Below are 26,585 nucleotides of genomic sequence, written 5' to 3'. Positions count from 1 at the left end.
CGCTATGAATGAGTAGGAAACGAAAGTTCATAGCTTTTTTCTTGGGTCACTACCGGGAAGCGACAAATGAAAAGAGTAAGGTTTTTAGCCTTACTCTACTGCTTTTAAAGATTCAACCATTTGAATCTTTTTTAATTTAAAGGACATGAAGAAGTTAATGATCAATGTAAAGATCATGGTCATCGCAAAACTGATCAGATAAGATTGTGGAAGGATCGTTCGGCCAAACATCACATCATCCATTTCGGCTAAATTCATGATCAGATGATGAAGGCCGATACCGATAAATAATCCTAATAGGGCACCTATGATCGATAATAAGATCCCTTCTCGATTGACATATTGATTTACTTCTCGTTTTGTGAAACCTAAGACTTTGATCGTTGCGATTTCACGGACTCTTTCGCTGATATTGACATTACTTAAATTATACAATACCACAAAGGCTAATAAGGCGGCACTGATGACCAATACCACAACGATAAAGGAAATGCTGCTGATCATATCAGTAAAGTTTTTCTGTAAGGATGAATAGAAAGTAACACTTTCTACGCCATTAAGTTCCATCAATTGATTTCCTAATTCTTTTTCAAAGCTCTCACTTTGATCCTTTGTTTTGAGCATGTAGATCGTATTCACATCGATACTTTGATGGAATGTGTTGAAGTAATCTTTTGTCATGTAGATATGATGACCTACATAGTTTTCAAAGATGCCGCTGACCTTGATTTCCAGATTTTTATCATCACTGGTGATTTGGAAAGTATCGCCTATCTGCAAATTCAATTTATCAGCAAGCTTCTGAGAGATCAGTACGCCTTGATCGCTTAAAGATAAAGAATCATCTTTCATCGTTTTTAAAGTGGTAAACGCATCAAAATGTTCTAAATCCTCAATGATGTGTGAAGTGACTGTCTGATCCTCTCCTTCGATATTAACTGTACCGGAGAATTGTTGTTCTTCAAAGAGAGCATCCACACCTTTTAGATCTTGAATCTGGTCGGCTAACGATTCGCTTTCCTGAGTGACCGAGGTCGTGGCATTATAGTGATAGATGTTGCCATATTGTTGTTGGGCAATATCGCCAATACTGTCGTTGATTCCAAATCCGGCTACCAACAAGGCCGAACATCCGGCAATACCGATGACGGTCATAAAGAAACGCTTCTTGTAGCGGAAGATATTTCGGGCGGTGACTTTATGTAAAAAGGTAAGTCGGTTCCACAACGGTTTAATACGTTCCAGTAAAATTTTCTTTCCGGCTTTGGATGCTTTTGGACGCATTAGCTGGCTTGGAACTTCCATAAGTTCGGCATAAATCGAATAAATCGTAGCCAGTAAAGTAATTCCGGTTACAGAACCGGAGGCCAGTAAAATCAAACCTGGCTGTGATGCGAAATGAATGGTCTCTAAATTATATAACATATTCCATGCGGTAAAGATCACAGTTGGAAAGACAATCATACCCACTGCACATCCAATGGCAGAGCCTATAATGCTGGCAATCAGGGCATAGATTAAATATTTGCTGGCGATTTGTATCTTAGAATACCCCAAAGCCTTTAAAGTACCGATTTCATTTCTTTGTTCATCAACCATTCTTGTCATGGTTGTCATACAAACAAGGGCAGCCACCATAAAGAAGAAGACAGGGAATACCGCAGCAATTCCATCCATTCGATCGGCACAGGCGCCATAATCTCGGTATGAGTAATGGGAGTTACGATCCAGTACCATCCATTCGCCGTTCAATTCATCCACTTGTTTTTGGGCTTCATCGATTTCTTTTTGTGCTTCCTGTTTTTGAGAATCTAACTCCTGCTGCCCCTCTATCAACTCCTGGCGTCCGCTTTCTAAATCTTGTTTGGCACTTTCCAGTTGTGTTAAACCAGTTTCATATTGTTGTTGGGCTTGTACAAGCTGGTTATAAGCTGTCTCAAGCTGGCTTTGGGCAGCTAATAAGGCATCACGATTTGCCAACAGTTCCGGTTTTTGTTGAATCGCTTGTTGAATGTTTGCTTCCTGTGTTTGAAGTTGTGTATATTGTGTTTGTAAGGATTGTTCCTGATTTACTAAATATTCATAGCCCTGGATTGCTTGATCAATTTGTGCCAGCTGTTCTTCCAGGGTGGCCTTAGCTTGGTTCAATGGATCTAAAAGTTCAGAATCCGGTGGTAAAGCAGCAATTTGATCTTCCAGCTGTTTCAGCTGTTTTTCTAATTCCGGTTTTATTTGAAGCGCTTGATCATACGTTGGCTGTAGTTGTGTTTTTTGTGCCTGTATTTGTTCCAGACCACTTTGCAGTTGTGCCAGTCCTTCCTGTACAGCCGGAAGATTGGCTTCGGCCTGTTTGATCTGTTCCAGCGCCGCATTTAAAGTCGGCAGATTTTCTAATGCCCTTTGACCGGCATAGTATTCCTTCCATCCGGCATCCAGCTGTGCTTTGGAGTCTGCCAATGTTTGTTCACTCTGTTGCAGCTGTGCACTGCCATCTTCAATTTGTTGACTGGCTTCATCTAATTGATTCTGCGCATTTTGAATTTCACTGTTAAACTCTGCTTGGGCATCATCCACAGCGGCCTGACTTTCTTCTAAACGAATCTTGATTTGTCCATCGGCCATGTCTTCCAATCTTTTTACCACAGGATCGATGATATCAAAGTATTCTTCATCGTAGGAATTGTACGCTTTAGCACCTTTGACAAGTACATCGGCTTCTGTATAGTATTCGGATTTGATGTTTTCTTCCGGCACAAAAATAAACCCATTTAAGGTACCGGAACCGATCGAGCTGCTTCCTTTTTGATAACTCAAATACGTTGGTGTATAACAAGTACCGACGATCGTATAAGTATCCTGCTGCAGGGAATCACTGATTGGCGTATCAGTGCCACTGGTCAATGTGATCTTTTCACCGATCTCTAAATTTCCAAAGAGTGTATTGGTGGCACTGGCAGCCTCAATCAAGCATTCATTTTCATTTTCCGGCATGCGTCCATCCACCAAACGAATCGTATTGACTTCCTGCTGATCGGGAAGCGAGAAAAGCTTTAATACCAGTTGTGTATTTTCTTTTTTGGTCAGCACATCCATCGTATAGAGGCCCTGTACACGATCCACACCTTCTATTTTGGAAATCGCATCGATATCCTCTTTCGTTAACCCCAAGGTCGAATAGATTTGGATGTCCTGTAAATTTTGTTGGTCAAAATATTGATCGGCAGAATACTTCATGTCGGGAGCGGAGGCTTTTACGCCCGCAAAAAAGGCAACTCCAATTGCAACGATCGAAAGAATGGAAAAGAATCGTCCAAAAGAGCTTTTGATCTCGCAGAAGATATTTTTTAAAAACGTTCTAGGCATCAGTATTCAATCTGATCAATATCCATTGGAGAAGGATTGATTTCAATCGAGTCGATCTTTCCGCTCCTTACTTTGATGACTTTATCGCCCATCGGCGTTAAGGCAAGATTGTGTGTGATGACAACAACTGTCTTCTTTTGTTTGCGACAAGTATCCTGTAAGACTTTCAAGACTTGTTTTCCTGTTTTGTAGTCAAGAGCCCCTGTTGGTTCGTCACAAAGTAAAAGCTTTGGATTTTTGGCCAGTGCTCTGGCAATCGCAACACGTTGTTGTTCACCACCGGAAAGTTGACTCGGAAAGTTATCCATTCTTTCTTCCAATCCAACAGATCGTATGGTTTCTTCTATATCTAAAGGATTTTTACAAATTTGTGTGGCAAGTTCTACATTTTCTTTGAGCGTTAGATTTTGTACCAGGTTATAAAACTGAAAGACAAAACCGACATCATAGCGACGATACAGTGTCAGCTCTTTTTCGTTATAGGCACTGATCGTTTGATGATCGACGATGATCTTTCCTTCGGTGACAGTATCCATGCCGCCTAAAAGATTTAAGATCGTACTCTTACCGGCTCCACTGGCACCGGCGATAATGACAAACTCACCTTGATCAATGGAAAAAGATACGCCATCCAGCGCATGAATCTTGATTTCTCCCATTGTATATGTTTTTCTGACATCCTCAAATGTAATAAAACCGGCCATAAAAACACCTCTGTATTGTTACTACAATTATACCATGGCCCTGTCAAAATGACAGGGGGAATTTTGGGATTCCAAGGGGAGCACGATTGAGAAAAGCCAGATATCGTGATACCATATAGCCAAAGAATGGAGAGTCAAAATGAAAGTAAGAGTATTGACAGACAGTGGCTGTGGCTTGACCAAAGAAGAGGCAGCACAGTACCACTTAGATTATTTGCCTTTACAGGTCATTGTAGAAAATAAAACGTATTTAGACGGTATCGATCTAACGACAGAACAGTTATATGATTTGATCGATAAAGGCTATTTACCGCAAACCAGCATGCCACCTTTAGGCATGATCGAAGAGCTTTTTGATCAATATAAAAAAGAAGGCGTGACCGATGTTGTGGCAGTCACGTTATCCAGCGGTTTATCGGGGACCAATCAGGCTATACAGGCCAGTGCCAAATGGCATGAAATCAAGGTACATACACTTGATATTTATACGACATTAAGCGTGGAAAAATATTTGGCGATCAGTGCTGCCAAGTTAAATGATAAAGGTTATGTACCAGATGAAATCATTCATCGTTTACAGGCTGTCGTAGAGCATTCACAGGGCTTTTTGATTCCGGAAGACTTGAATCATTTAGCTCGTGGTGGACGTTTGACACCGATGGCTGCCAAACTGGCCGGCATGTTGAAAATTAAACCGATTCTTGAAGTCAGCAAGAATTCGGAAGGAAAAGTAGGGACCTGCGATAAGGTTCGTACCATGGCCAAAGCTATTTCCAAGGCGGCTAAGCTGACTGCCAAGGGTGCCAAAGAGGCAGGAGATTGCGTATATTTTGTCCTGGATTCCGCATCAGAAGAAAACGCAAAGCTATGCGTGGAAGAATTACAGGCTTTGATCGGAAAAGATGTCAAGATCGAAAGAGAATCGATCTGCAGTGTCATTGCCGCTCATACCGGACTTGGTTCGGTTGCTTTTCAGTATTGTAAAAAGGTGAAGGGGGCCGATTAAATGAAAATCGCATTTGTAACGGATACCGGTACCGGACATGATCCGGACTATTGGAAAGAACGGGGAATCTATTGTCTTCCTTTACAGATCGAATATAATGGTAATTCCTATGATGAGTATGTCACTATTCCCTATGCCAAGGTTATTGAAAATCTACATGAACAAATCTTGATGAAGACAAGTCTGCCAAAACCAGGTTTGATTGAAGATCTTTTTGAAGATTTAAAAAAGGAAGGCTATGATGCGGTATTCTGTGTACCTATCTGTAAAGGTTTATCCAGCACGTATGATACCTTGGAAATGATGGCCAAGGAAGCCAATTTACAGTTTTATGGCGTAGATTGTTATGTTACCGCGGTTGTACAGGGTAGAATGATCGAGATTGCCAAGGAGATGATTGAATCCGGTCATACGATTGAAGAGACTATTGCCCGTCTGGAGCGTATTGCCCAAAGCTGCGAAACCATTTTATTGTGTGATGATCTTCACCATATGAAACGAGGGGGAAGACTAACACCGACAGCGGCTGTTTTAGGCGGCCTGTTAAAAATCAAGCCGGTTTTGTATTTGGATAAAAAGACTAAGGGGCGTGTTGATGTATTGGCAAAAGTCAGAACCATGTCAAAAGCCCAGGATCGAGTGATTGAATTTATAAAGGAAAAAGGTGTTCTTTCGGATTTTACTTTTATCGTTGCTCATGTCGATGTATTGGATGCTGCTGTTGATTATGCGCAAAAAATACAAAAGTCATTTGATGGCGCTAAAGTAAAGATCATTGATTTGGTCAGTGCCGTAGGCATTCATACCGGTTTAGGCTGCCTGGCCTTACAAGTCTTTAATGAAAATGCATAATAGAAAGCCCTCTGTTTGATGGAGGGCTTTTGTCATACATAAAGATAAAACAAAAAAATAGAACTTGTGCAAGATTTTAGATCTTGGCAAGTTCTATCTTTTTTTATTCTAATTCGAAGGCACCGGTATATAACTGATAGTACGTTCCTTTTTGTTGGATCAAATCATCATGGCTTCCTCGCTCAATGATTCGACCATTTTCCAATACCATGATCGCATCACTGTTTTGAATGGTACTCAAACGGTGGGCTATGACAAATACTGTTCGTCCCTGCATCAGCTTATCCATACCATCCTGCACGATACGTTCCGTATGTGTGTCGATGGATGAAGTGGCTTCATCCAAAATCAATACCGGTGGATTGGCAACGGCAGCACGGGCAATGGACAATAACTGTTTCTGTCCCTGTGAAAGCGATGTGCCGGAGCCTGTGATCATCGTTTGATAGCCGTGATCTAAATGCTTGATGAATTCATGCGCATTGGCAAGTTTTGCTGCTTTGATACATTCATCATCGGTCGCATCCAGTTTACCATATCGAATGTTATCCATGATCGTTCCGGTAAATAAGTTTGTATCCTGCAATACGATACCTAAAGAACGTCTTAGATCATCTTTTTTGATCAGTTTGATATCGATACCATCGTAGGTGATCGATCCGTTTTGAATATCATAGAAACGGTTGATCAAATTGGTGATCGTTGTCTTACCGGCACCGGTTGCACCGACAAAGGCAATTTTTTCACCTGGTTTGGCAAATAGATTGATGTCGTGTAAAATCGTTTTCTTTTCATTGTAGCCAAAGATGACATCGTGGAAACGTACATCCCCTTTTAATGGAACCAGTTCAACACTGCCATCTTCTCTTGGGTGACGCCAGCACCAATGTCCGGTATTTTTATCTGTCTCGCTAAGCGAGCCATCTTCATGAATTTCCACATTGGTCAAAGTGACTTTTCCGTCATCGACCTCGCTTGGTGTATCGATCAGTTCAAAGATACGAGAAGCACCGGCAGCGGCCATGACAACGGAGTTGATCTGTTGCGAAATCTGACCAATCGGGTTATTGAAAGAACGGTTCAACTGTAAGAAAGCGGCAATTGTACCTAACGTTAAACCACCGATTCCATTAAGTGCCAGTAAGGATCCGATAATGGCAGTCAAAACATAGCTTAAATAGCCTAAGTTTCCGATGATCGGCATCAAAATATTGGCAAACATATTCGCATTGGCACTGGCTTTAAACAACTGATCGTTGACCACATTAAAGTCTTTTAAGCTTTGTTCTTCATGACAGAAGACTTTGATGACCTTGCTTCCTTCGACCATCTCTTCAATAAATCCGTTGACTTTTCCTAAATCATCCTGCTGGGCGCGGAAATATCGGCCGGAGCGGGAAGTGATAAAGCGAGATACGATGATCATGATAACGGCCATCACAATCGCAACGATTGTCAAAGGGATATCCAGAATCAACATGGAGATCAAAACGGAAATCATGGTCACGATACTTACGATCATCTGCGGTACAGCCATCGTCAACAGCTGACGAAGAGTGTCGGTATCGTTGGTATAGATCGACATGATATCGCCATGTGCATGGGTATCAAAATAGCCGATCGGCAAGGTTTCCATATGTTCAAACAAGTGGTCACGAGTATCACGTAAGGTACCTAAGGCAACATTCAACAGAATACGGTTGTATAAATAGGTACAAAGAATACCGGCCACATAAATACTCAACAATGTCAATAACGCTTGTACCAGCGGTTCAAAATCCGGTGTATCCTGACTTAACATCGGTACGATATACACGTCAATCAAATCTTTTAGGAAAGTGGATCCATATACATTGGCAAAACAGCTAATTAAAATAAAGATCAAGATAAAGAAGCAGGCCAGTTTATAATTTGAAATCGTGACTTTGATGATACGAGAAAGTCCGTTGTTTTTTGTCTTATTCACTTAAACTGCCTCCTTTCTGTTGTTCCTGGAAAGTTTCACGATAGAGCTTGTTGGTCTTCAACAATTCTTCGTGTGTTCCTAATCCGGAAATATGTCCCTCATCCAACACAAGGATCTGATCCGAGTCCTGAATGGAACTGACACGCTGTGAAATGATGATCCGTGTCGTATCCGGAATTTTTTCCATGAAAGCCTGACGAATCAAGGCATCGGTTTTAGTATCGACAGCGCTGGTCGAATCATCCAAAATCAAGATTTTTGGTTTTTTCAAGATCGCACGCGCGATACATAAACGCTGACGCTGTCCACCAGAAACGTTGGTTCCACCTTGTTCGATGTACGTATCGTATTTATCCGGCATTTTCTGAATAAATTCATCGGCCTGTGCTAATTTACAAGCTTCTTCGATTTCTTCATCGGTAGCATTTGGATCACCCCAGCGCATATTTTCTTTAATGGTTCCGGAAAACAATACGTTCTTTTGAAGAACCATGGCCACACTGTTTCTTAGACTTTCCAGATCGTAATCACGAACATCGATACCGGCTACTTTTACGCTTCCGCCAGTTACATCGTAAAGTCTTGGGATCAACTGTACCAATGATGATTTGGCCGATCCGGTAGCTCCCAAGATTCCTAAAGTCGAGCCACTTGGGATATGCAGATCGATATTGTCTAAGACATAATTGGCTTCATCTTGAATGTTGGTGTATTCAAAGTAAACATCTTCAAAATCGATTTGTCCGTTTTTGATTTCTTTGATGCCGTTTTCAGGAGAAACCAGATCACTTTTCTGATTGATAACCTGCGCAATACGCTCACCACTGGCAATGGACATAACGACCATGACAAAGACCATACTAAACATCATCAAAGACATTAAGATGTTGGCCGTATAAGTAAACAAAGACATCAATTCACCGGTTGTTAGTGAAGAACCAACGATCATATGCGCCCCAAACCAGGAAATCATCAAAATGGCACCATACATACTTAACTGCATCAAAGGCATGTTCCAAATCAGGATTTTTTCAGCTTTCATCTGAATGTGGTAAATATCGCCACTTTCTTTATGAAATTTTTGAGTTTCAAATTTACTGCGGACATACGCTTTGACAACACGAATGCCGCTGATATTTTCCTGTACAGAAGCATTTAAGGCATCGTATTTTCTAAACATCTTTTCAAAGATAGGGTGAACGACAAAGCTGACCGCAAATAAGGCAATCCCTAAAAAGATAATGACAACGACAAATACTAAAGATAGTTGAAAGTTGATAAAGAAGCACATGCCTAAAGCAGCAATCAACATAAATGGGGCTCGAACACAGACACGAATGATCATCTGAAAGGCCATCTGTACATTGGTGACATCAGTCATCATACGTGTGATTAACCCTCCGGTTGAATATTGGTCGATGTTGCTGAAGGCAAACTTTTGAATGTTTTCATATTCCGCTTTACGAAGATTTTTCGCAAAACCACTGCTGGCAATCGCGGCATGTTTTCCACTTTGTGCACCGGCCCACAGTCCGATAAAGGCACAGGCAACCATAGTACCGCCGATTTTCCAAACGATATCCATATTTCCTTGTTCGATACCTTGATCGACCAGAATAGACATCAGAAAGGGAATCAGGACTTCCATGATAACTTCAATGATGACATAAAGCGGAGACTTGATCGTATTGATCTTGTATTCTTTGATTTGAGCCATCAATGTTTTTAACATATTTACTCTTCCTCCTTTTCAATTACGTTATTGGTTACTTTCTCTAAAAGGATAAACAACATCTCTTTCTCATCGGGCTGTAAGCCTTCGACGAGTTTTGCTTCTATGAGTTTGACACTTCGCTGTACAGCTTTTTCCAACTCTAAGGCTTTTTCGGTGGACTCAATGTAATGAACGCGTTTATCGCTTTCACTGATCACACGGCGAATGTATCCCTTTTGTTCCAAGCGATTCAATATTCCTGTTACCGTTGGATTGGAGATGTGATAAAACTCTTCGATATCTTTCTGGGATACTTTTTCCAGCTTTGTCCATCGTAAAAACCGAAGCACCTTTTCTTGTGACATTGTCAAATCAAAATCCTTTAATGTTTCATTCATGTGTTTTTCAATTGATGATTGAATACACTTGAAATAGAAACCGTAACCATATTTTCTTCGGTTCATCCAACACCTCCTTAAAATATAGCTTGCTATATAAAAATATAGTTTGCTATATAATTATATGTCATTTGATAGGATTGTCAATAGACTTAAAAAAAGTTAAAATAACGCTATGAGAAAAAATGAGATTTATGAAGTTTTGTGTCTGAATGTGACCAACCAGGGCTATGGTGTAGTACGTATTGATGGGCAGGTTGTTTTTGTGCCAGGTCTTTTAAAAGAAGAAAAGGCAAGAATCAAAATCGTAAAAGTCTTAAAGAAATATGCGTTTGGAAAGATCGAAGAACTACAGATTGTTTCTAAGGATAGAGTAGAGCCAAAGTGCCCTAAGGCCAGCCAATGTGGCGGATGTTGTTTTCAACATCTTGCCTATACAAAACAACTGGATATAAAAACAGAGTATGTGCGCCAGCTCTTTATAAGAAATCATCTGGATTGCACGATCAAGGATACACTGGGTATGCAAGATCCTTTTTATTATCGAAATAAAGCACAGTTTCCAATACAAGTCATCAATGATACAGTCTATATGGGGTTTTATCGACCTCATTCCAATTCTATTGTGGATTGCGATTCTTGCGTGATTCAATCAAAAGAAATCAATGAGGTTTATCAGTTTATAAAGGCAAACATGAATGTCAAAAGTGCAAAGACATTACGTCACGTACTGATACGATCCAATGTGCAAGGACAAGTGCAGATCGTTTTTATCGGCAAAGAGAATCATGTGGATGCTTTGGTCAAGAAGATTACAGAAAGCTTTAAGAATGTAGTATCCATCCTTTTTAATAAAAATGATCGTGAAGATAATGTGATACTGGGGGATTCTTATCGTGTGCTCTATGGTTTAGAATCAATGCACCAGACATGTATGTCGCAAAAGATACAATTACATTTTAAATCTTTCTTTCAGGTTAATTCGAAACAGATGGAAGTTCTTTACTTACAGGCTATTCATTTGGCAAACTTGTCCAAGGAAGATCGTGTGATCGATCTATATTCCGGCGTAGGTACGATTGGTTGTGTCATTGCGCCGTATGTCAAGAAAGTAACAGGTGTGGAAATTGTACCGGAAGCCGTGGAAAACGCAAAAAAGAATGCGCAACTCAATCAATTATCCAACATTGATTTTGTATGTGAAGATGCCAGCATTTTTGTGCAAAAATATAAAGAAGAAACAGATGTTGTCTTTGTGGATCCACCAAGAAAAGGATTAAGCGAAGCAGGTATTTGTCATATTACCGGACTGCATCCAAAACGAGTCGTCTATATTTCCTGTAATCCAAATACACTGGTAAGAGATGTAAAGTTATTTGAAGAAACTGGATATCACTGTAAGGTGGTACAGCCGGTGGATATGTTCTGTCATACCAATGGTTTAGAATGTGTTTGTCTATTAGAAAAATAAAAACCAGTCTTGTTTAAAAAGACTGGTTGAATGCGATGGTGAGGCCGATGCGACTTGAACGCACACGAGCTAAGCTCACTACCCCCTCAAAGTAGCGTGTCTGCCGATTCCACCACGGCCTCATTTGCTTTCTTATTATAGCGAAGAATGATGCCTTTGACAAACAAAATCGGTATGACTTTTACGACAAGAGGCATTTATGGTAGAATAACTTTTGTATATCAAGTGAGGATATGAAAATGAAAAATAAAAAGATGTTACAAAAAGTATTGTATGGTTTATCATTGCTTGCATTAGTTTATACAGGGTATGTATTATTCTATACGTATGATTCGGTTACACAGTATTATACGACATATGGCTCTTCAGCTCCGGTTTCACAAATCGTTAACAACCTGATCAATAGTGCCTTTGCTCCTTTTATGTTTGCGGTCGTTCTTTATGTATTAGCGGTAATTTTGGGAATGGTCGATTCTTTAACACAAGAATTTGAGATCGTAGCCGAAGATCAACCAGATTCTGTTCCTGAACAAAAAGAGGTAAAGGAAGAGATAAAAGAGGAACCTAAAGAAGAGAAAAAAGAGGAAGAAAAGCCTACAGAAACGAAAGAAGAGTAAAAAAGTTCAGATTTTCTGAACTTTTTTTAATAGTTTTTTGATTCTTTTTCGTAATTAATAATAGGGTAATCAATTTTAAGGATGTGGAGGAGATAATGTTACAAAAGAAAATTAAAATAACAATTTGGTTGGTTTTCAGTTTTTGTATGCTGATGACACAAAGTTTATCTGTATTGGCACAAAGTCCGGCAATCGTTCATGTAGAAGCGCCAACAGGAGTGCATGTCGATCCTAATGATAAGTGGGCTGTTGGTACGACACGACCGACGGATTCCGGCTATAGTTCCAGTTATTATTCAAAATTAAGTATAAATGGACAAAAAGTGTATTGTCTTCAACCTTTGTCATCGATTGCCAATGGAAATGGAGGCTATACGGTCATGGATTTGGCCAGCTATTTTGGAAATGCTGCATTGACAAAGAAATTAGAATGGATTTCCAGCTTGGGCTATGGGTATATGAATGATAAAACCATGGAGATGGACTATGCCACACAGATTCGAATCTGGCAGGAGATTACACCGGGATTGATCACGAACATTCATCCGGAAATCCAAAGTAAGATCGATTTGATCAATCAACGTTTGCATGTCATGGAAACACCGGTTTCTTTTCAAGGTCAAAATATTGTCTTATATGGATATGGAGAAGAATTTGCACAGACATTAAACGATCAAAATCATGTTTTTGAAAACTATATTTTGGATCAGAGCACTTTAAAAATGGAACGAAATGGAAATCAGGTTCGTGTGTGGCTGGATGAAGAAGATGGTTTGCAGGGAAGTGCTTCTATGCATTGTTTTTATGTCCCTCAGGGAACCAGCATTGCCTATAAGAACCCTTATGGCTATCAGGAGGTTGGATATATTACCGGCGGTTCTTCGCAGACGCTTCGTTTGAATGCGCATGTGCGATTGGGAAGTATTCAGATCACAAAAGGGGATCAGGAAACTGGTACACGTGCACAGGGAGAAGCTACTTTGGTCGGGGCTCAATATTCGGTAATCGATGATAAAACCGGAAAACAGGTAGGAACACTGACCATTCAGAATGATCTACAGAGTAATATACTCGATCAACTTCCTTCGGATCGAACGTACTCGATCAAAGAAATCAAAGCACCAAAAGGATATCAGTTGAATACTAAAATCATTACAGCGGATGTAAAAGCGCAACAAGATGTTCGACTCTCGGTTGTGGATTCTGTTGTGACTGGAAGATTTCAGTTAAAAAAGATTATCACGGATGCGAGTACAACGGAGATTGTAAAACCGGAGGCCAACGCACAGTTTGGTGCTGTGCTTAAAAAGTATGTGGATCAATATGGAAGCGTACAGGAGGCTTTGAAGCATAAAGATACATTTACCAATCACGAATGGGATCTGTTGCATACCGATGAGAAAGGAAATGTCACCAGTCGAGAGCTTGCTTATGGAACGTATCTGATTCAACAGTTGACTAGGGAAAAGGAAACGGACATCTTAAAAGAACCATTCACTTTTACAGTAGATGAAAATGAAAGGGAACCGATGGAATATACAATTAATAATCGACCAAGCGATTATTATCTTCGACTAGTCAAAAAGGATAAGGATACCAAAAAAGAAATCGTATATTCTGGGGCAAAATTTCAGATCTTTGATCAAAATGATCAAAAAGTCACCATGAAGATTGGTCCGAAAATTTTCGATACTTTTGAAACAGCTTCCAATTCGACAAAGGAAGAACAAGGTATTTTTGTGGCCAAAGAGGAAAAGGGAAAGATGACGATACCTTTAAAACTAAAGGCGGGAAGATATCGTATCGAAGAAAAAGTTTCTCCTAAAGGCTATCTTTTACTTTCAAAGCCAGTATGGGTCGATATTGGAGAAGATTTTGTTTCTGAAAAGGATTCACAAGAGGATGCTTATGTCGAAGTCGTCATTGAAAATGAAAAGCCAACAGCTACGATCGAACTTCAAAAAGAGTTTGAAGAGCCACATCCGGTTGAAACATGTCAACAAGAGGTATTGTTTGTATTGCGTGCAAAAGAGGACATTCTGGATCCATCGGATGGCAGTGTGTTATATCATGCCAATGAAAAGATCAATGTGGGATCAGCCAAAGAGGGAATTTATGCACTAGGAAAAGATCAGGTGCTGTGTATCGAAAATCTGCCGATCGGATTGGGCAAAACGGTATATCAGTTAGAGGAAATACAGACTAAGGAAGGATATAAACTGGCTGACGAGCCCATTGCTTTTGTGTTTACCGCAAAAGATAACATGACAAAATCTTATAAGGTTTCTAAAACATTGAAGAATGAAAAGCTCACAATTGATACTTCGGTTCAACCGAATGGGAAACAGACAAAGATTTTTAATGGAAATCAGGATTTTATGATTCGCGACACTATCTTTTTTCAGGATTTGGATGCACAAAAGACATATCGATTAAAAGGTACGATTATTGATAGTACTACGCAAAAACCGGTGAAAGTCAATGAAAAAGAGCTGATTCATGAAATCAGCTTTGTGCCGGATCATCAAAAGGGATTCGTTGATAATTCTTTCTGGATTGAGAAACAAAGCCTGCCTAAAGGAAAGTATGTAGTATTTGAAGAACTGTATTGTGATAAAGGACATTTGTTGGCCGAACATAAAGATGGAAACGATGAAAACCAAAGCTTTGAAGTAGAATTTTTCTATGAAATAGAAGTGGAAAAGATCGATGCCAAAAGTGAGAAAACAATAACAAATCAAGATTTTGAATTTACCCTGTATGAAGATTCATCCTGTACAAAACAAGTGCAGGTAGGACAAACGGATCTGAAAAAAGGAATGTCTTTGTTTAAAGAAGTTACAGAAGGTGTATGGTATCTAAAGGAAACAAGAGCACCAAAGGGATATCAGCTGGAAAAGAATGTACAAAAGATCGAAATCAGAAATCACGAGGTTTGGATCGATGGTAAACAGGAGAAAATGGAAAAATCTTGTCTGCATATAAAAGTAAAAAATGAGAAACAGCCTTCTATTCCAACCGGTAAATCGATGCATTTTGTGTATGCGTTATGGTTTTTTCTGTCCGGATTTTTAGGCTGTATGATCGTATTTCTTCAATGGATGCGAAGAAAAAGGTAATGAGAAGTCATAAAGGGTGGTTTGATACTGCCCTTTTTAAGTGTCGGTAACTTGCAATTTTGCATAAAATAACATAAAATTCATTCATGAGTGAGTATGAAGGAAGATCTTTTTTTAAAGATGCTGCTTATAATATAAAAAGAACGATGGAACTAGATCCGGCGGCCCATTCGAAATGGGAGGTTTTCTGGTTGTATCCGCATATCAAAGCAATCGGATTGCATCGAATCGCTCGTTGGCTGTGGGATCATCACCGCACCTTTTTAGCTCGTTTTGTTTCCAATGTTGCCCGTAAATGGACAGGAATCGAGATTCATCCGGGAGCAACGATTGGAAGAGGGCTGATCATTGACCATGGAATGGGTGTTGTTATTGGTGAAACGGCAATTGTCGGAAATGATTGTCATCTTTATCATGGCGTCACCTTGGGAGGAACCGGAAAACAACATAAAAAAAGACATCCAACTTTAAAGGATGGAGTGTATGTTGGTTCCGGAGCCAAATGTCTGGGAAATATCGTTTTAGGCAATCACTGCAAGATCGGTGCCAATGCCGTGGTGCTGATCGATGTACCGGATGGCTGTACGGCTGTGGGAATGCCTGCCAGGATCATTGAAAGGAAGCAAAAGTAATGTGGAAATATCGATGTAAGACGCATTTGTTAGCACTTCTGGCATCGTTTGGGATCGGAGTGCTCTTTGGTCTGATTACATATTTTGTATATGGAGATACCTTGCAGGTGTATCTACAGGAGATTGCTCGTGAGGCGGGTCTATCTTCTGCAGAGTTTGCCGTGGTCCGGGATTTGATGGTCAATCCGGCTTTACAGGCAGGTATGACAGGCATTGTATTTGCGGGCCTTGTCAATATTGTTTTTTTAGCACAATATGTCGCTAGTAAAAGCAGCTATGCCCCATTGATCTTTATCGTTCTTCTACTGATGGCCTCGGTATATTTGCTTCTGGCAGGAATCGTATTATTGATACCGGCTATCGTCGTTTGCATCTATGGAATGGTCAGCTTAAAAAGTTCTTTATCGTTTCAAAGACAACAGCGTAATTTTTCCGATGATGATGAGATCGTGCGAATCTATAAGATCCATCACACATTGGATGAAAACGTCAAAAGAGTTGCCTTGGAGTGTAAGAAAAATGTCCGTAAGTTTACGGTCGTTTATACATTAGGTGTGATTGCCGCATTATGTGTACTGTTCTTTGTACAAAACTTTGTGGTGCTTGTTTTACTGTTAGTTTTCCTATTTATGTCCTTTAATTATCTGATGCGATTTTTTGCCAATTCTTTAATGCCGATCCGGTTGCTGCTGTATCAGAATTGTGATCCGGAGGCATGTGCCAGCGCTATCATTTATTATTCGACAAATCGTAATGGGAAAGTAAAGCTGAAAAACCGGATCCTGTTGGCACAGGCTTTGATTTATATGGACGATCCGCAACTGGCCATGGATGTGCTGATCGATTATTCGCGAAGAGATCAGGCAAGCTTGTTACAGTATTGGAGCTTGATGGCAACGATCAATTATATGTTAAAAGATGAAGATGCACTGGATCGCTGTAAAGAAGAAGCCGGTAAAGTACGTATGAACTATGGTGTACAGGGGGTCCTGGTACAAAGTGAAGAACTGGCATCTATTCAAAATAAGGTCGATTTGATGAATGGGCAGTTTAATACATGCAAAAAGTATTATTTGCAGGCTTTGCAGAAGGCAAGACTGCCGTTTCAACAAGTGGATGCGTGTTATTATATCGGCATGATTTCCTTTGTTGAACAAGATTATTCTCTGGCCAGTATGTACTTTGAAAAAGTCATCAGTCTGGGTAATAAAATGGCTTTTGTTCAGAAGGCCAAACACTTTCAGTCTAAGATCGATGCGATGGCTCCATCGCAGGATGCCGACGAGTTTTAGTTGAAAGTTATCAAGGGATTTTGTATAATCACAAGTGTTAAAGCGTTGAACAGGAGTAGTAGTCCATAGAATTCGATGGATAGAGAATCAGACTCATTGGCTGAAAGGTCTGAACAAAGAAGTTGGATGAATTCGCCTGGGAGCAAGAGTAAACCTCTTCCGTTTCATACGGTTATCATGGTAAATAAGTGCGTAAAGACGAAACAGGATGGTACCGCCGTAACTGGCTCCTGTGCTCGTCTTTTTTTGTTTTATAAAGAGAGGATGACGACAATGGAACAAATCGAACAGCTTCAAAAAGAGGCACTGGAAAAGATCCGTGATTGCCAACAGGGTAGTGCGCTTAATGAATTGCGTGTGTATTATCTGGGGAAAAAAGGTCCGGTTCAAGGCTTGATGAAGAATATGAAGAGTTTATCTTCGGAAGAAAAGCCGATTTTTGGTCAGAAAGTGAATCAGCTCAAACAAGAGCTTTCACAGGCCATTGAAGAAAAACGGCAGGAACTGGCTCAAAAAGAAATGTTGGCAAAGATTGAGAATGAAAAAATTGATATTACCTTACCAGGTAGAAAACCACACCTTGCCAATTTACATCCATTAAATCTTGTTACGCAGGAATTGGAAGATCTGTTTATCGGTTTAGGCTATCAGGTGATCGAAGGGGATGATATCGTCAGTGACGAATATTGCTTCGAAAGAGCGAACATTCCTAAGGATCATCCGGCAAGAGACATGCAGGATTCCTTGTATATCGATCCAAACTGGCTGCTTCGTACGCATACAACAGCTATCCAAATGAAGGTATTGGAAGAAAGTGCACCTTCATTGCCGATCAAGGTTGTTTGTCCGGGAAAAGTCTATCGTCGAGATGATGATGATGCGACTCATTCTCATCAGTTTATGCAGATGGAAGGTCTGGTTATCGGCGAGAATGTCACATTGTCCGATTTAAAAGGAACCTTGGAATTTATGGCACGTAAGCTGTTTGGACAAGATCGCGAGATTCGTTTCCGCCCCAGCTTCTTCCCATTTACCGAACCAAGCGTAGAAGTTGATGTATCTTGCCATATTTGCAACGGTAAGGGCTGTCCGACATGTAAAGGAACCGGCTGGATCGAAATCTTAGGTGCCGGAGAAGTGCATCCAAATGTTTTGAAGATGGCCGGCTATGATCCGGAAAAGTGTTCCGGTTTTGCCTTTGGTGTAGGTATAGAACGTGTTGCCATGTTGAAATATGGTATTGATGATATTCGTCATTTTTATACAAACGATATGCGCTTCATGGATGAATTTAAGCGTTTTGAATAGGGGGAAAGACAATGCGAATTTCTAGAAAATGGCTTTCACAATATATGGATATTTCTGATCTTTCGATCGAAGAAATCGCTCAAAAAATCACCGATGCAGGTTTAGAAGTGGAAGCGGTAGAACATCAATCGCAGGGAACCAATTTGGTGATTGGGGAAGTGTTAGAGTGTACCGACCATCCGGACAGTGATCATCTGCATTGTACAAAAGTCAATGTCGGCAATGAAGTTTTAAATATAGTCTGTGGAGCACCTAATGTGGCTGCCGGACAAAAAGTCATCGTTGCCTTACCGGGCGCTAAGTTGCCGGGTGGTGAAATCAAAAAAGGTGTGATTCGTGGGCAGGAGAGTAACGGAATGATCTGTTCCTTACTGGAACTGGGTGTGGATCCGCATCTTTTGACCGAAGAACAAAAAGCAGGTATTGAAATTTTAGATGCCAAGGCACCTGTGGGTAATACTGATCCTTTACAGTATTTGGGATGGGATGATGAGATCCTGGAAATCGGATTGACACCCAATCGTAACGATTGCCTGGCCAGCTTTAATATGGCTGTGGAAGCCGGTGCCATCTTACATCGTGAAGTAAAATTACCGGCTTATCAAAAGGCTTCTGAATGTGGTGGATTGACAAAGCTTCAAGTTTCATCCAAAACGAAAAAATGTCCTTTATTTTTGGGAAAGGTCATTGGCAATATCACAATCAAAGAAAGTCCGTTATGGATGAAGGAGCTTTTACGCGCTTCCGGTATGCATTCTATTAACAACGTCGTCGATATTTCCAATATTGTTATGCTGGAGACAGGACAACCGATGCATTTTTATGATAAAGATGCGATCAAAAATCAGGAAATTACAGTTGTTGATGGCATACAGGAAGATTATACGGCGTTGGATGGAGTTACTTATGCCTTACAACCGGAAGATATCGTAATCACCAATGATGGAAAACCAATCGGTATTGCCGGAATCATGGGTGGTGATGATTCCAAAATCTTGGATACGACAACTGGTTTGATCATCGAATGTGCGATCTTCAATCATGTATCGATTCGAAATACGGCCCGTCGTTTGAATTTGGCTACAGAATCCAGCGTTCGTTATCAAAAGGGCATTGAACCTCTGGCAGCTCAAAAAGCTGTGGATCGTGCTGTTCAGCTTTTGATCGAATATGCGGATGCCAAAGAAATTGAGGAAACTGTACAGTATGGGCAGACACCATACCAGCCAAAAACTTTATCCTGTCAATATATGGCCATCAACGATCGTTTGGGAACGGATTTTACCAAAGAAGAGATCTTAGAAGTGTTCAAACGTTTGCAGTGGAATCCGATAGATCATCAGGATCACTTTACGGTTGATATTCCAAGCTACCGAACCGATGTTGAAGGAATGGCTGATTTAAGTGAAGAAGTGATTCGTCTGATTGGGTATGACAGACTGCCTAGTACGCTTCCGATGATGGAAATGACAGAAGGAAAGTTGAATCCTTCACAGCGTCTTCGTCGTGAACTACGCCAGTACTTTACGGCGCAAGGCTTACAGGATTGTGTGACTTATACGTTAATCTCCACTAAAAAGATGGAAAAAGCGATCTTAAGTGCCGGGGAAGCGATTGAACTAGCCAGTCCCATGAGTGAGGAAAGACGATATATCCGCACTAGCATTTTACCGAGTCTTATAGATGTAGTCAGCTATAACCAGGCTCGCCATATTCCAAATATCAATGTTTTTGAATTAAGCGATGTAGCTGCCAAAGAAGGTGTGCAGACACACGGAGCTTTTGTGTTGAGCGAAGAACTGCAGCAGACTAAGTGGACAGGTTATTCCTTACCGGCTGATTTCTATACCGCCAAAGGATTGATGGAAGCTATCTTGGAAAAGGTGGGAATCAATGAAAAACGCATTCACTTTGTGGCCAATGAATTCGATACTCAGCATTTCCATCCATATCGTTCTGCCTGTATTCGAATCGATCAGGAAACGATCGGTATCGTAGGACAGATTCATCCACAATATGCCAAGGAAACAGATTGTAAGGATGTAATTCTTTGTGAATTTGACTATGGAAAGATTCTTGCCAGCAAGAAGGCAAAGATCAAGTATGTACCGATATCAAAATATCCAAGTGTACAGCGAGATCTAGCGTTTGTCATGGATCGCTCGATGCCGGTTTCACAGGTAGTTGATGTGATCAACAAGCATGGAAAGCTGGATAAAGAAATGATTGTAAAAAGCGTGGAAGTCTTCGATGTTTATCAGGGCGAACATGTAGCTGACAATGAAAAGAGTATTGCCTTACGCATCCTTTTCCAAAGCGATAAGAAAACATTGAATGAAGAAGAGATCAATACTTTGTTTAATGGAATCATTGATGCGATACAGAAGGAATGTAATGCGACATTACGAAATTAGTGCACGATGGTGCACTTTTCTTTTGCCCTGTTAAGAAAGCGCTTTCTGTGCTATGATGGGTGCAGGTGAGTAACATGAAAAAATATATCATTTCAATCGATCAAGGTACGACCAGTACACGCGCTATCTTATTTGATCAACAACAAAATATCGTGGCGGTTTCGCAGGAAGAGATTCATAATAGCTTTCCTCAACCGGGATGGGTTGAACAAGATGCCAATGAAATTTGGCTTTCTACACTATCCTGCTTATCGAGTTTATTTTTAAAATCCGGCGCACAACCTGATGAAGTTGCTTCGATCGGTATTACCAATCAAAGAGAAACAACGGTAGTATGGAACAAGAAAACAGGTATGCCGATCCATAATGCGATCGTATGGCAATCTAGGCAGACCGCTGCCATCGTTGAGCGCTATAAAAAAATGGGAGTAGAGCCGCTGATCAAAGAAAAAACAGGTCTTGTTTTAGATCCTTATTTTAGTGCTACGAAGATTCGCTGGATTTTGGAAGAAAAGAACATTCAAAATACAGAAGATCTTTTGTTTGGAACCATCGATACCTGGCTTGTCTGGAAGATGACCAATGGCAAGGTGCACGTGACCGATGTGACCAACGCTTCCCGGACACTATTGTTGAATATTCATACATTGGATTGGGATAAAGAATTATTGGAATTGTTTGATATTCCTCAAAACATGCTTCCTCAAGTCGTCGATACTTCCGGTATTGTCGGCTATATTGATCCGATTCATTTTTTCAATACTTCCTGTCCGATCGGAGCCATGGTCGGTGATCAACAAAGCGCTTTGTTTGGACAATCTTGTTTTCACAAAGGAGAAGTCAAAAACACTTACGGAACCGGCGGCTTTTTATTGATGAATACCGGGGATACACCAATTCATTCACAGAAAGGATTATTGTCGACGGTCGCATGGAAAATTCAGGATGAAGTGTGTTATGCACTGGAAGGAAGCATCTTTGTTTCCGGTTCTTTGATTCAGTGGTTAAGAGACGGATTGAAATTTTTTAAATCCGCCAAAGAAACAGAAGACATTGCGACCAGCGTGGATTCCTGCAATGGTGTCATGATTGTTCCAGCCTTTACCGGATTAGGAGCTCCGTATTGGAACGATGAGTGCCGAGGTGCCATTTTTGGATTGACCAGAGGAACAGACATTCGACATTTAGTACGCGCTTCTCTGGAAAGCATGGCCTATCAAAGCAAAGACTTGATTTTGGTCATGGAAGAAGATCTGCATCAAAAGATCACGCATTTAAAAGTAGATGGAGGTGCCAGTGCCAATTGTTTCTTAAACCAATTCCAGAGCGATATTCTTGAAATACCGGTCTATAAAAGTGTCATGACGGAAACAACCGCTTTAGGTGCTGCCAGACTGGCCGGACTTGCCTGTGGTTTCTATAAAAGAGAAGATTTTAAAGATGGAAAACTGGAGGAATTCTTACCACAAAGAGATCATGAAAGCATAGAAAAGCTTTATGAAAAGTGGAAGAAGGCCATTCAGGCAACACAGATGTATTAAAGATCAGAGATTTTCCTGATCTTTCTTTTTATGATAAAATATAGAAAATTCATAGGAAAGCTAGTCATAAAACAGAAAGAAATCAGAGAGAATTGGCTTTATACAATAGTTAGATGTATATATAAAGTATATTCTAAAGTTACTTGAATAAGAAAGAGACAGGAATTTGTTTATGAAAGACTATCAGTTTGATACAGAGGTTTCAAAAGAAGAATTTGATCACTTTGTCCAAAATCACCGATTCTGTAACCTGCTGCAAAGCTATGATTGGGCCAAGGTAAAATCCAATTGGGAGGCATTACATACCGGCGTATATCAAGATGGAAAGCTGCAGGCTGTCGGTTTAGTTTTGATCAAACAACTGCCACTTTCCTTTACCATGTTTTATATTCCCAAAGGTCCCATATTGGATTTTGAAGATGCTGAGATGGTGAAGTTTTATTTTCAGGCGCTCAAGAAAGTAGCCAGGAAAAGACACTGTATCTTTATTAAATTTGATCTCGGCATTGTGATCCGTGAATTTACATTATCTCAAAGAGATGCACCATTGTTTGGCTATACAGAAACGATCTTAGAAAATATGAAGAGGATTCATGCGCAGCATAAGGGCTTTACTACGTATATAGAAGAAACCGTACAACCTCGTTTTCAAATGGGATTGAAACCTTGTAATCTGGATGAACACTTGCCAAAATCGACAAAGCGCTCCATTAAAAAGGCAACCAAGAAAAATGTTGTAGTGGAAGAAGTTGGAATAAAAGGACTGCCTGAATTTGCCCAGATCATGCATATGACCGAAGAAAGAAAAAATGTGCATTTGCGTACCGAAGATTATTTTCGCCTTTTGTTGCAGACGTATCCAACGGCCCATTTATATCTGGCATATGTAGATCCTTTACAACGAAAAAATGAACTGTTACAAAAGAAAAAGGAATTAGAAGCCAGAATTGCACAAAAATCAAATAAGAAAGCTGAGCATGAATTACTTCAAAATCAAGAGGAATTAACCTCTATTCAAAAGGTTTGCGAGAAATCTCCACATAAAACAGCCATTGCCGGAGGCATGATGATCGGCTATGGTAAGGAATATGAAATGCTGTATGCCGGAAGTAACGATGATTTTGTGAATTTCAGACCGCAGTATCTTTTATATGCCAGACAGTTTCAAGATGCCTTCGCCAATCAGGCCGAGTTTGTCACAATGGGTGGTGTTGATGGTGATTTTCAAGATGGGCTATCTGAATTTAAATCAAACTTTGCCCCATATATTCGTGAATATATAGGTGAATTTGATTTGCCGGTACATCGTGTTTTATATGCTCTTGCTATAAAGGCCATGCCACTGGCCAAAAAGATGTTAAAGAGGAAAACATAAAAAAAGCCGATCATTCGGCTATTTTTTTGTTAATACGTAGTCGTGAAGAATGTGTCCAACCGCATTTTCGTTATGTGTGTAAGGACAGATATGATCAACTTGATCTTTAATCAATGGGTGCAAGTTCTTAACACCAATCGCTATACCGGCTGTTTTAAGCATCCCCAAATCATTGATGTTGTCTCCGATAGCCATAGAATCCTTTATGTCGATGTGTAGATGATCGCATAGAAATTTTAATCCGATTCCTTTATGCACTCCCTTTTTATTAAACTCAAAGTAGCGAGCACTGGAATAAGAAAGATCACAAGCTTGACGGATATTTGTCAAAAGTGATGCATCAATGGATTGAAGATAGTCAAAACTGGTATTTTCATAAAGAACTTTCATGATTGGGACATCCTTTAAAAAGGAAAGGTCCGTTTCATGAATTTCTTTTACCTGCATACGACCTTTTAAAAAGTCAAGTTCATCATCATTAAGATGATATGCATAAACGGTATCGATCGTATAAACTTGAACGCATACATCATATTGAAGACCGATCTTATAAATTTGTTCTGCCAAAGAATGATCCATCGGCTGCATATATAAGATTCGATTGTTTTTATTTTCGGTCACACAGGCGCCGTTTAAAGAAATGGTATAGGTGTTTTCTTTATCATACAGACCAATTTCTTTTAATGTATTTTGAATCGATATAAATGGTCTTCCAGTTGCACAAACAAATTGAATGCCATGGTCAGATACTTTTTTGATTTGTTCAATTGTATAAGCATCGACGTGTTTGTTTGTATTTAATAATGTTTCGTCTAAATCACTGGCAATAATTGAAATCATGATTTCCCTCTTTTCTGTGAACAATCTTATCAAATATGATATGATGATGCCATGAAAAACCCAATTTTTATAACGCCCGATGAAATTTCTGCAATCTTGGATGCGCTGCATATTCAAAAAGGAAGCTATGTCTGTGTGCAAGCCAGCGATCGATTCTGTAAACATATAATAGGAGAAGAACAGGCTATTTTGAATGTGTTGATGGATAGAATAGGAACAGAAGGCTGTCTTTTCATGCCGACTTTTTCTTTTTCAACGCTGGATCCGTCCTGCCTTGCGACCAATGTAGAGTATGAGGACTGGAAAAAGATACGCGAATGGCAGCTTGGTTATCATCCTATATTGACAAGTTGCGATCAAAACGGAGCGTTGGCCAATCAGTTTTTAAAAAATGAAAATGTAACCCGTACGACACATCCGGTTTACAGCTTTGCGTTTTGGGGAAATACTAAAGAAAAGGAGATCGATCAAAGATCAAATTTTCCTCTATCTTTTACTCATGCTCTTTCTTCCTTTGCCGATCAACAAGCCATTAATCTATTGTTTGATAAGGGGCCAGAAGAAAGTGTTCTTTTACCGGCCATTGCGAAGACTTTAAATAAAGGCGTTACGTCTTTACAGCGGGCCGTAATCAAAAAAGGAAAAAATAATGCGGTTAAAACATTCTTGGTTACAGAGATTGATGGAATGGAAGAAGAACTTTTGGGATATTGTTATAAAAAAGAAACGAGATTGGGAAAATTTCCTATATATAGAATATCGTTAGATGAGATACAAGAAACAGAAGCTGTTATGGATTAACAACTTCTGTTTTTAAGTAGATAGACTGATTTTCTTTGGAAACCAAAGATGAAATTTGATCGGCAAAAAATTGAAAGAATGAAATCTCTTCGATTCGAAAGCGATTTTTAATGTCAGAATCGACATCCAGAATCGCAAAAAGAGTATTGCCATTATAAATGGGAACGACAATTTCGGATTGTGATGTCGAATCACATGCGATATGTCCGGCAAAAGAATGAACATCATCGACAACGATCATCTTCTGCTGTTGGGCACAGGTTCCTACAACACCTTTTCCAACAGGGATGGTCGTACAGGCCACTTTGCCCTGAAAGGGACCTAAGGTGCAAGTTGCTTTGTCTTGTTGTACTAAGTATAAGCCGACCCAGTTTAAATGAGGGAGTTCATGATAGACCAGAGCAATCAAATTTGAAATGGATGAAATCGAAGGAATCTCTAGATCAATCAAACTTTTACATTGTTTATATATAAGTGTATTCATGAAGAGATTGTAACATAAGTAAAAAGAATCTGTCATCTTTGCCACATTTCAAACCAAAAAAGACACAAAGCTATATTTATAGAAAAAAGGTGATACGATAAGAGCACAAAATAAATGATTTGTTTGAAGGAGGAAATCACATCCAAAAATAAGGATTTATCTATCGGGGAATGGTAGAGATGAGTTGATTTTCTTTTGAGAAGAGTCATGAAAAACTAAAACATGACTCTTTTTTAAATCCATAAATGAAGGAGAATTGTATGTAAAATATCAACAAATATATCAGTTTCCAGTCACAGGCTGTCAATGAAACCGATTACAAAGGAGAAAGGAAGAAAAAGGAGAAAAAAACTAAAAAAAAGTAAAAAAAGATGTTGACGGGTGGCGGTGGATTTGGTAATATAACTGAGCACGGCGCGGGAAAGCGCTGAGCGAGATCTTTGAAAACTGAACAAGAACAAACCTGAAAGAAAAAGGAAACGTCAATTTCGGTAAAAGAGAAAACGATGTCAGAGGACATCTGAAAGAGCTAAATCAAATGGAGAGTTTGATCCTGGCTCAGGATGAACGCTGGCGGCATGCCTAATACATGCAAGTCGAACGGACGGAAGAGAAAAGCTTGCTTTTTTTGGAAGTCAGTGGCGAACGGGTGAGTAACACGTAGGTAACCTGCCCATGTGCCCGGGAT

The 26,585-nt window shown here is 39.9% G+C and carries 19 protein-coding genes, 1 tRNA gene and 1 rRNA gene; 13 read left to right on the top strand and 8 right to left on the bottom strand.

What is annotated here, in order from left to right; translation table 11 throughout:
• Positions 1-90: 90 nt before the first annotated feature.
• Both G413_RS0108365 and G413_RS0108360 read right to left on the bottom strand, forming a co-directional pair.
• Complete coding sequence (locus tag G413_RS0108365; RefSeq protein WP_022790444.1) at positions 91-3,363, bottom strand: FtsX-like permease family protein; 3,273 nt, start codon at positions 3,361-3,363, stop codon at positions 91-93.
• On the bottom strand, positions 3,363-4,067 hold the full coding sequence (locus tag G413_RS0108360; protein WP_022790443.1) for an ABC transporter ATP-binding protein: 705 nt from the start codon (positions 4,065-4,067) through the stop codon (positions 3,363-3,365). The genes G413_RS0108365 and G413_RS0108360 overlap by 1 nt, the downstream gene beginning before the upstream one ends.
• A 139-nt stretch (positions 4,068-4,206) precedes the next feature.
• On the opposite strand from G413_RS0108360, the gene G413_RS0108355 reads away from it, so the two are divergent.
• Positions 4,207-5,073: a DegV family protein gene (locus G413_RS0108355; protein WP_022790442.1), complete on the top strand. Its 867-nt coding sequence runs from the start codon at positions 4,207-4,209 to the stop codon at positions 5,071-5,073.
• Positions 5,074-5,925, top strand: a complete 852-nt coding sequence (locus G413_RS0108350) for a DegV family protein (protein ID WP_022790441.1) — start codon at positions 5,074-5,076, stop codon at positions 5,923-5,925.
• A 103-nt stretch (positions 5,926-6,028) separates the two neighbouring features.
• Here G413_RS0108350 and G413_RS0108345 read toward each other — a convergent pair whose 3' ends face one another.
• From G413_RS0108345 to G413_RS0108335, 3 genes are read right to left on the bottom strand one after another with little or no spacing between them, the layout of a single operon-like run.
• The gene (locus G413_RS0108345) at positions 6,029-7,891 is read right to left on the bottom strand and encodes an ABC transporter ATP-binding protein (RefSeq protein WP_022790440.1); all 1,863 of its coding nucleotides are present in this window, start codon (positions 7,889-7,891) and stop codon (positions 6,029-6,031) included.
• A complete protein-coding gene (locus G413_RS0108340) occupies positions 7,884-9,623 on the bottom strand; it encodes an ABC transporter ATP-binding protein (protein WP_022790439.1) in 1,740 nt (579 codons plus the stop codon). Before G413_RS0108340 ends, G413_RS0108345 begins: the two co-directional genes overlap by 8 nt.
• Positions 9,624-9,625: 2 nt before the next feature.
• Positions 9,626-10,069 (bottom strand): MarR family winged helix-turn-helix transcriptional regulator, encoded by a 444-nt coding sequence (locus tag G413_RS0108335; protein ID WP_022790438.1) that lies wholly within the window; start codon positions 10,067-10,069, stop codon positions 9,626-9,628.
• Positions 10,070-10,178: 109 nt separating this feature from the next.
• Here G413_RS0108335 and rlmD point away from each other — a divergent pair, with 109 nt between their 5' ends.
• Positions 10,179-11,474: a 23S rRNA (uracil(1939)-C(5))-methyltransferase RlmD gene (rlmD, locus tag G413_RS0108330; protein WP_022790437.1), complete on the top strand. Its 1,296-nt coding sequence runs from the start codon at positions 10,179-10,181 to the stop codon at positions 11,472-11,474.
• A 36-nt stretch (positions 11,475-11,510) separates the two neighbouring features.
• Here the strand turns inward: rlmD and G413_RS12105 are convergent.
• Positions 11,511-11,596 (bottom strand) — tRNA-Leu (locus tag G413_RS12105).
• Positions 11,597-11,713: 117 nt separating this feature from the next.
• Between G413_RS12105 and G413_RS0108325 the strand changes: the two genes are divergently transcribed.
• From G413_RS0108325 to G413_RS0108290, 8 genes are all read left to right on the top strand, one after another.
• Positions 11,714-12,091 carry a hypothetical protein gene (locus tag G413_RS0108325; RefSeq protein WP_022790436.1) on the top strand — a complete coding sequence of 126 codons (378 nt, stop codon included), beginning with the start codon at positions 11,714-11,716 and terminating at the stop codon, positions 12,089-12,091.
• Between the two features lie 95 nt (positions 12,092-12,186).
• Positions 12,187-15,210 (top strand): SpaA isopeptide-forming pilin-related protein, encoded by a 3,024-nt coding sequence (locus G413_RS0108320; RefSeq protein WP_022790435.1) that lies wholly within the window; start codon positions 12,187-12,189, stop codon positions 15,208-15,210.
• Between the two features lie 86 nt (positions 15,211-15,296).
• The gene (epsC, locus tag G413_RS0108315) at positions 15,297-15,842 is read left to right on the top strand and encodes a serine O-acetyltransferase EpsC (protein WP_022790434.1); all 546 of its coding nucleotides are present in this window, start codon (positions 15,297-15,299) and stop codon (positions 15,840-15,842) included.
• On the top strand, positions 15,842-17,134 hold the full coding sequence (locus tag G413_RS0108310) for a hypothetical protein (RefSeq protein WP_022790433.1): 1,293 nt from the start codon (positions 15,842-15,844) through the stop codon (positions 17,132-17,134). Before epsC ends, G413_RS0108310 begins: the two co-directional genes overlap by 1 nt.
• 273 nt (positions 17,135-17,407) lie before the next feature.
• Entirely contained in the window at positions 17,408-18,442 is a 1,035-nt protein-coding gene (pheS, locus tag G413_RS0108305) for a phenylalanine--tRNA ligase subunit alpha (RefSeq protein ID WP_022790432.1), read from the top strand.
• Between the two features lie 11 nt (positions 18,443-18,453).
• Positions 18,454-20,856 carry a phenylalanine--tRNA ligase subunit beta gene (gene pheT, locus G413_RS0108300; RefSeq protein ID WP_022790431.1) on the top strand — a complete coding sequence of 801 codons (2,403 nt, stop codon included), beginning with the start codon at positions 18,454-18,456 and terminating at the stop codon, positions 20,854-20,856.
• Positions 20,857-20,930: 74 nt separating this feature from the next.
• Positions 20,931-22,397, top strand: coding sequence for a glycerol kinase GlpK (gene glpK / locus G413_RS0108295; RefSeq protein ID WP_022790430.1), 1,467 nt, complete (start codon positions 20,931-20,933; stop codon positions 22,395-22,397).
• A gap of 172 nt (positions 22,398-22,569) precedes the next feature.
• A complete protein-coding gene (locus G413_RS0108290; protein ID WP_022790429.1) occupies positions 22,570-23,772 on the top strand; it encodes a peptidoglycan bridge formation glycyltransferase FemA/FemB family protein in 1,203 nt (400 codons plus the stop codon).
• 18 nt (positions 23,773-23,790) lie between these two features.
• On the opposite strand, the gene G413_RS0108285 is transcribed toward G413_RS0108290, so the two are convergent.
• On the bottom strand, positions 23,791-24,612 hold the full coding sequence (locus tag G413_RS0108285; RefSeq protein WP_022790428.1) for a Cof-type HAD-IIB family hydrolase: 822 nt from the start codon (positions 24,610-24,612) through the stop codon (positions 23,791-23,793).
• A gap of 51 nt (positions 24,613-24,663) precedes the next feature.
• Between G413_RS0108285 and G413_RS11820 the strand changes: the two genes are divergently transcribed.
• Entirely contained in the window at positions 24,664-25,413 is a 750-nt protein-coding gene (locus G413_RS11820) for an AAC(3) family N-acetyltransferase (RefSeq protein ID WP_022790427.1), read from the top strand.
• Here G413_RS11820 and G413_RS11310 read toward each other — a convergent pair.
• Positions 25,403-25,897 (bottom strand): GAF domain-containing protein, encoded by a 495-nt coding sequence (locus G413_RS11310; protein WP_037614581.1) that lies wholly within the window; start codon positions 25,895-25,897, stop codon positions 25,403-25,405. The genes G413_RS11820 and G413_RS11310 overlap by 11 nt on opposite strands.
• A gap of 535 nt (positions 25,898-26,432) precedes the next feature.
• Between G413_RS11310 and G413_RS11815 the strand changes: the two genes are divergently transcribed.
• A 16S ribosomal RNA gene (locus G413_RS11815) occupies positions 26,433-26,585 on the top strand; the annotation flags it as partial.

The sequence above is a fragment of the Faecalicoccus pleomorphus DSM 20574 genome, assembly GCF_000420345.1.
GTDB lineage: Bacteria > Bacillota_I > Bacilli_A > Erysipelotrichales > Erysipelotrichaceae > Faecalicoccus > Faecalicoccus pleomorphus.
The sequence above is the reverse complement of the archived record's forward strand: the minus strand, read 5'-3'. Positions and strand labels throughout refer to the sequence as shown.

Coding starts and splice junctions, on each gene's coding strand:
- G413_RS0108365 (WP_022790444.1), bottom strand. CDS start 3,363: ATGCCTAGAACGTTTTTAAAAAATATCTTCTGCGAGATCAAAAGCTCT.
- G413_RS0108360 (WP_022790443.1), bottom strand. CDS start 4,067: ATGGCCGGTTTTATTACATTTGAGGATGTCAGAAAAACATATACAATG.
- G413_RS0108355 (WP_022790442.1), top strand. CDS start 4,207: ATGAAAGTAAGAGTATTGACAGACAGTGGCTGTGGCTTGACCAAAGAA.
- G413_RS0108350 (WP_022790441.1), top strand. CDS start 5,074: ATGAAAATCGCATTTGTAACGGATACCGGTACCGGACATGATCCGGAC.
- G413_RS0108340 (WP_022790439.1), bottom strand. CDS start 9,623: ATGTTAAAAACATTGATGGCTCAAATCAAAGAATACAAGATCAATACG.
- G413_RS0108335 (WP_022790438.1), bottom strand. CDS start 10,069: ATGAACCGAAGAAAATATGGTTACGGTTTCTATTTCAAGTGTATTCAA.
- rlmD (WP_022790437.1), top strand. CDS start 10,179: ATGAGAAAAAATGAGATTTATGAAGTTTTGTGTCTGAATGTGACCAAC.
- G413_RS0108325 (WP_022790436.1), top strand. CDS start 11,714: ATGAAAAATAAAAAGATGTTACAAAAAGTATTGTATGGTTTATCATTG.
- G413_RS0108320 (WP_022790435.1), top strand. CDS start 12,187: ATGTTACAAAAGAAAATTAAAATAACAATTTGGTTGGTTTTCAGTTTT.
- epsC (WP_022790434.1), top strand. CDS start 15,297: ATGAGTGAGTATGAAGGAAGATCTTTTTTTAAAGATGCTGCTTATAAT.
- G413_RS0108310 (WP_022790433.1), top strand. CDS start 15,842: ATGTGGAAATATCGATGTAAGACGCATTTGTTAGCACTTCTGGCATCG.
- pheS (WP_022790432.1), top strand. CDS start 17,408: ATGGAACAAATCGAACAGCTTCAAAAAGAGGCACTGGAAAAGATCCGT.
- pheT (WP_022790431.1), top strand. CDS start 18,454: ATGCGAATTTCTAGAAAATGGCTTTCACAATATATGGATATTTCTGAT.
- glpK (WP_022790430.1), top strand. CDS start 20,931: ATGAAAAAATATATCATTTCAATCGATCAAGGTACGACCAGTACACGC.
- G413_RS0108290 (WP_022790429.1), top strand. CDS start 22,570: ATGAAAGACTATCAGTTTGATACAGAGGTTTCAAAAGAAGAATTTGAT.
- G413_RS0108285 (WP_022790428.1), bottom strand. CDS start 24,612: ATGATTTCAATTATTGCCAGTGATTTAGACGAAACATTATTAAATACA.
- G413_RS11820 (WP_022790427.1), top strand. CDS start 24,664: ATGAAAAACCCAATTTTTATAACGCCCGATGAAATTTCTGCAATCTTG.
- G413_RS11310 (WP_037614581.1), bottom strand. CDS start 25,897: ATGAATACACTTATATATAAACAATGTAAAAGTTTGATTGATCTAGAG.